3 protein-coding genes and 1 pseudogene are annotated in these 5,445 nt (G+C 75.8%); 3 read left to right on the top strand and 1 reads right to left on the bottom strand.

Annotation, left to right across the window (positions count from 1 at the left end; all coding sequences use genetic code 11):
• From WCS02_RS16935 to WCS02_RS16925, 3 genes and pseudogenes are all read left to right on the top strand, one after another.
• Positions 1-979, top strand: a pseudogene (locus tag WCS02_RS16935) (hypothetical protein); the annotation flags it as partial.
• Positions 976-1,452, top strand: coding sequence for a PPOX class F420-dependent oxidoreductase (locus WCS02_RS16930; protein WP_340295362.1), 477 nt, complete (start codon positions 976-978; stop codon positions 1,450-1,452). The pseudogene WCS02_RS16935 and the gene WCS02_RS16930, both read left to right, overlap by 4 nt.
• Before the next feature lie 94 nt (positions 1,453-1,546).
• Complete coding sequence (locus tag WCS02_RS16925; protein ID WP_340295360.1) at positions 1,547-4,951, top strand: pyruvate carboxylase; 3,405 nt, start codon at positions 1,547-1,549, stop codon at positions 4,949-4,951.
• 94 nt (positions 4,952-5,045) lie between these two features.
• On the opposite strand, the gene WCS02_RS16920 is transcribed toward WCS02_RS16925, so the two are convergent.
• A partial coding sequence (locus WCS02_RS16920; protein ID WP_479688809.1) for a vWA domain-containing protein occupies positions 5,046-5,445 on the bottom strand: 400 nt, incomplete at its 5' end.

Raw genomic sequence — 5,445 nt, 5'->3', positions numbered from 1 at the left:
GGCCGGCCCGGACCCGTACGCCCCGCCGCCGGCCGGCGGGTACGGCACGCCGCCGGCGGGGGACCCGGGCGGGTACGGCACACCCTCCGGAACGCCCGGTGGGTACGGCGTGCCCTACGGCGGGACCCCCGGGTACGGCGCCCCCGGCCCCGCCGGGTACGGCCCCGGCGGCTACGGCCCCCCGCCCGGGGGCCAGACCGGTGCGGACGGCCCGTCCACCGACGTGGTGTCGGTCGTCGGCCTGGTGCTGGCGTTCCTCCTGGCCCCTGTCGGGCTCGTGCTCAGCATCGTCGGCCTGGTCCGCACGGCCGGCGGGAAGCGCAAGGGGCGCGGCCTCGCGGTCGCCGGCCTCGTCGTCTCGGTGCTGCTGACGGTGCTGGGCACGGTCGCGGTCGTCGCTGCGGTCAACGCCGTCCGGGAGGCCACGGACGACCTGGGCACCACGATCGAGGAGCTCGAGGACACCTTCCCCACCGACGAGCCGTTCCCCAGCCTGGACGCCCTGCCCAGCGAGGAGCCGTCCGTCGTCCCGCCGCCCGTCGCGGCCCCCTCCGAGCCCGCCGCCCCCGCGGCCGTGCTGCCGCTCGGCCAGGGCGCCGACCTCGGCCCGCTGCGCGTCACGGTGACCGGGGTCGACCTCGAGGCCGACGCCGCCGTCGCGGCGGAGGAGCCCGAGAACCCTGCCCCCGGCGGGCGCTACGTCGTGGTCACGGGCACCGTGGAGAACACCGGCACCGAGGCCGAGGGCGTCTACCTGGGGCTCAACGTCGGCTACGTCAGCGCGGCCGGTGCGCTGTACGACGAGCTGACCTGCGACGCGGTGGTCCTCGGCGCGCCCGCGCTGGCCCCCGACCTGGAGCCGGGCGCGAGCGCCGAGCACCGCTGGTGCTTCGACGTCCCGGTCGACGAGGTCGGCGGCGGGACCGTGCAGGCCGCGCAGGTCGACGGCGCGGCCACCGCCTCGTGGGGCGAGCAGTGACCCCCCGCGCCGCGGCGACCGCCACGCAGACGGACATCGAGGGCCTGCTCGCCTTCTGCCGGGACCGCCACCACGTCGTCCTCACGACCTTCCGCGCCGACGGCAGCCTCCAGTCGTCGCCGGTGTCGTGCGGGGTCGACGACCAGGGCCGCTTCGTCGTGTCGACCTACCCGCAGCGCGCCAAGGTCCGCAACGCCCGCCGCGACCCCCGGGTGAGCCTCGTCGTCCTCTCCGACGACTGGGACGGCCCGTACGTCCAGGTCGACGGCACGTGCGAGGTGCTCGACCTGCCCGAGGCGCTGGAGCCGCTCGTCGACTACTTCCGCTCCTTCGGCCGCGAGCACCCGGACTGGGACGAGTACCGCGCGGCCATGTCGGAGCAGGGCAAGTGCCTGCTCCGGGTCACCCCGGTCCGCTGGGGGCCGGTCGCCACGGGCGGGTTCCCCGCGCACCTGGTCGACAGCCAGGGCTGAGACGCCCGCGGACCGTCCGTCCCGCCGACCGATAGCCTCGGCAGCCGTCCAGGTCGCCTGAGCCGGCCGAGCCTCGAAGCCCCCGGGAGCCACGTTGTTCCAGAAGGTCCTGGTCGCCAACCGCGGCGAGATCGCGGTCCGCGCCTTCCGCGCCGCCACCGAGCTCGGGGCGCGCACCGTCGCGGTGTTCCCCTGGGAGGACCGCAACGGCGTCCACCGGATCAAGGCGGACGAGGCCTACCTCATCGGCGAGCGCGGCGCCCCCGTGCGCGCCTACCTCGACGTCGCGGAGATCATCCGCGTCGCCCAGGAGTGCGGCGCCGACGCTGTGTACCCGGGCTACGGCTTCCTGTCGGAGAACCCCGACCTCGCCCGCGCCTGCGAGGACGCCGGCATCACGTTCGTCGGGCCCTCGGCCGAGGTGCTGGAGATGGCCGGCAACAAGGTCACGGCGATCGCCGCGGCGAAGCGGGCCGGGCTGCCGGTGCTGGAGTCGACCGAGCCGTCCGACGACGCCGACGTGCTCCTCGCCGCGGCCGACGAGGTCGGGTTCCCGGTCTTCGTCAAGGCCGTCGCGGGCGGCGGCGGGCGCGGGATGCGCCGCGTCGACGAGCGCGACCAGCTGCCCGACGCGCTCGCCGCGGCCATGCGCGAGGCAGAGGGCGCCTTCGGCGACGCGCGGGTCTTCATCGAGCGTGCGGTGCTCAGCCCCCGCCACATCGAGGTGCAGGTCCTCGCCGACACCGACGGCGAGGTCGTCCACCTCTTCGAGCGCGACTGCTCGATCCAGCGCCGCCACCAGAAGGTCATCGAGATCGCCCCGGCACCGGACCTGGACGAGACCACCCGGCAGGCGCTGCACCGCGACGCCGTCGCCTTCGCCCGCGCCATCGGCTACCGCAACGCCGGGACCGTGGAGTTCCTCGTCGCCACCGAGGGCGAGCGCGCCGGCGAGCACGTCTTCATCGAGATGAACCCGCGCATCCAGGTCGAGCACACCATCACCGAGGAGGTCACCGACGTCGACCTCGTGACCTCGCAGATGCTCGTCGCCTCCGGCTCCACGCTCGCGGACCTGGGCCTGTCGCAGGACACCCTGCGGGTCAACGGCGCCGCCATCCAGCTGCGGATCACGACCGAGGACCCGGCCAACGGCTTCCGCCCCGACGTCGGCCGGATCACCACGTACCGCAACCCCGGAGGCGCGGGCATCCGGCTGGACGGCGGCACCGCCTACGCCGGCGCGGAGATCTCCCCGCACTTCGACTCCATGCTCACCAAGCTCGTCTGCCGTGGCCGCGACTTCTCCACCGCGGTCGCGCGCGCCCGCCGGGCGCTGGCGGAGTTCCGGATCCGCGGCGTGGCGACCAACATCCCGTTCCTCCAGGCGATGATCGCCGACCCGGACTTCCGTGCCGGCCGCTTCACCACGTCGTTCATCGACGAGCGCCCCCACCTGGTGACGGCCAGCCCCGGTGCCGACCGCGGCACCCGGCTGCTCACGTACCTGGCCGACGTCACCGTCAACCGCCCGCACGGCGAGGTGCCCGTCGAGCTGCCAGCCTCGGTCAAGCTGCCCCCGACGGACCTGTCCGTGCCCCCGCCGCCCGGCTCCCGCCAGCGCCTCCTCGAGCTGGGCCCGGAGCGGTTCGCGGCCGACCTGCGGGCCAGCACCGTCCCCGGGGTCACCGACACCACCTTCCGCGACGCCCACCAGTCCCTGCTGGCCACCCGGGTGCGCACCACGGACCTGCTCACCGTCGCCCCTCACGTGGCCCGCACCATGCCGCAGCTGCTGAGCGTGGAGTGCTGGGGCGGCGCGACCTACGACGTCGCCCTCCGCTTCCTCGGCGAGGACCCGTGGGACCGGCTGGCCGCGCTGCGCGAGGCGATGCCCAACCTCTGCCTGCAGATGCTGCTGCGCGGCCGCAACACCGTCGGCTACACGCCGTACCCGGCGCGGGTCACCGAGGCCTTCGTCGAGGAGGCCACCCGCACCGGCATCGACGTCTTCCGCATCTTCGACGCCCTCAACGACGTCACCCAGATGCGCCCGGCCATCGACGCGGTCCGCGCCACCGGGACCGCGGTCGCCGAGGTCGCGCTCTGCTACACCGCGGACCTGCTCGACCCCGCCGAGGAGCTCTACACCCTCGACTACTACCTGGACCTCGCCGAGCAGATCGTCGACGCGGGCGCCCACGTCCTCGCCGTCAAGGACATGGCCGGGCTGCTGCGCCCGCACGCGGCCCGCCGCCTCGTCACAGCCCTGCGCGAGCGGTTCGAGCTGCCCGTCCACGTCCACACCCACGACACCGCCGGCGGGCAGCTCGCCACGCTCCTGGCGGCGGTCGAGGCGGGCGCCGACGCCGTCGACGTCGCGACGGCGACCATGGCCGGCACCACGAGCCAGCCGCCGCTGTCGGCGCTCGTCGCCGCCACCGCCCACACCGAGCTGGACACCGGGATCTCGCTGCGCGCCGCGCAGGACCTCGAGCCCTACTGGGAGGTCGTCCGCAAGGTGTACGCGCCGTTCGAGTCCGGGCTGACCAGCCCGACCGGGCGCGTGTACGACCACGAGATCCCCGGCGGGCAGCTGTCCAACCTCCGCCAGCAGGCCATCGCGCTGGGCCTGGGGGAGCGGTTCGAGCAGGTCGAGCGGATGTACGCCGCCGCCGACCGGATCCTCGGCCGCCTGGTCAAGGTCACGCCCAGCTCCAAGGTCGTCGGCGACCTCGCCCTGCAGCTCGTCGCCGCCGGCGCGGACCCGCAGGCCTTCGCCGACGACCCGGCCCGGTTCGACATCCCCGACTCCGTCGTCGGCTTCCTGTCCGGCGAGCTGGGCGACCCGCCCGGCGGCTGGCCCGAGCCCTTCCGCACCCGGGCGCTCGCCGGCCGCACCGCGCCGGTCCGCGAGACCGTGCTCGACCCCGACGACGAGGCCGCCCTGGCCGCCGACGCCGAGCCCGCCCTGCGCCGCCGCACGCTCAACCGGCTGCTGTTCCCCGGCCCCACCGCGAACCTGGCGCAGGTGCGCGAGACCTACGGCGACGTGTCCGTGCTCGACACCCTCGACTACCTGTACGGCCTGCGCGCCGGCGCCGAGCACACCATCTCCCTCGGCCGGGGCGTCCAGCTCATCGCCGGGCTGGAGGCGGTGGGCGAGGCCGACGCCAAGGGGATGCGGACCGTCCTGGCGACCCTCAACGGGCAGCTGCGCCCGCTGCAGGTCCGCGACCGCTCCGTCCAGGTCGACACCACGCAGACCGAGCGGGCCGAGCCGGGCAACGACCGGCACGTCGCCGCGCCGTTCTCGGGCGTCGTCACGCTGCGGGTGGCCGTGGGCGACACGGTCGAGGCCGGGCAGACGGTGGCCAGCATCGAGGCGATGAAGATGGAGGCGGCGATCACCGTGCCGCGTGGCGGGACCGTGGCGCGGCTCGCGGTGGGCGCCGTCCAGCAGACCGAGGGCGGCGACCTCATCCTCGTGCTGGAGTAGCCGCGCCCGCTCTCCTGGCCTGGGCCGGTGCTCGGGCTGACCCGCCGTCCGGTACGCGAGGCGGGCGGCGGGGCGCCCGGTGCGGGCTCGGGCGTCAGCGCCGGCGGAGCGCGTCGGCGAGGACCGCCGGCAGGTCCTCGGGCTGCTCGGCCAGGTAGGCGGCGCCCCCGGTCGCCCCGGCGAGCGCCGTGAGTTCCGCGGCGTCCACGTCGGTGCTGAGCCCGACGACGAGCAGGGGCACCGGGCGGGCGGGGTCCGCCTCCGCCTGCAGGGCAGCGACGACCTGGTCGAGCGGCGGCGCGCCGGGGTCGTCCTGCCGGCCGTCGGTGACCAGGAGGACCGAGCGCAGCGCGCCGTCGCCGCCCCCGTCCTGCTCGCCGCTGTCGCGGGCGGCCCGGACGGCGGCCAGGACGGTCTCGTACAGCCCGGTGCCGCCCGGGGTGAGCCGGCCCGGCAGCTGCGCGGTGCCCGCCGCGAGGGCGGCGCGCTGGTCG

The organism is Aquipuribacter hungaricus, from assembly GCF_037860755.1.
GTDB classification, from domain to species: Bacteria; Actinomycetota; Actinomycetes; order Actinomycetales; family JBBAYJ01; genus Aquipuribacter; species Aquipuribacter hungaricus.
This window is presented reverse-complemented; position numbering and strand designations above follow the sequence as displayed.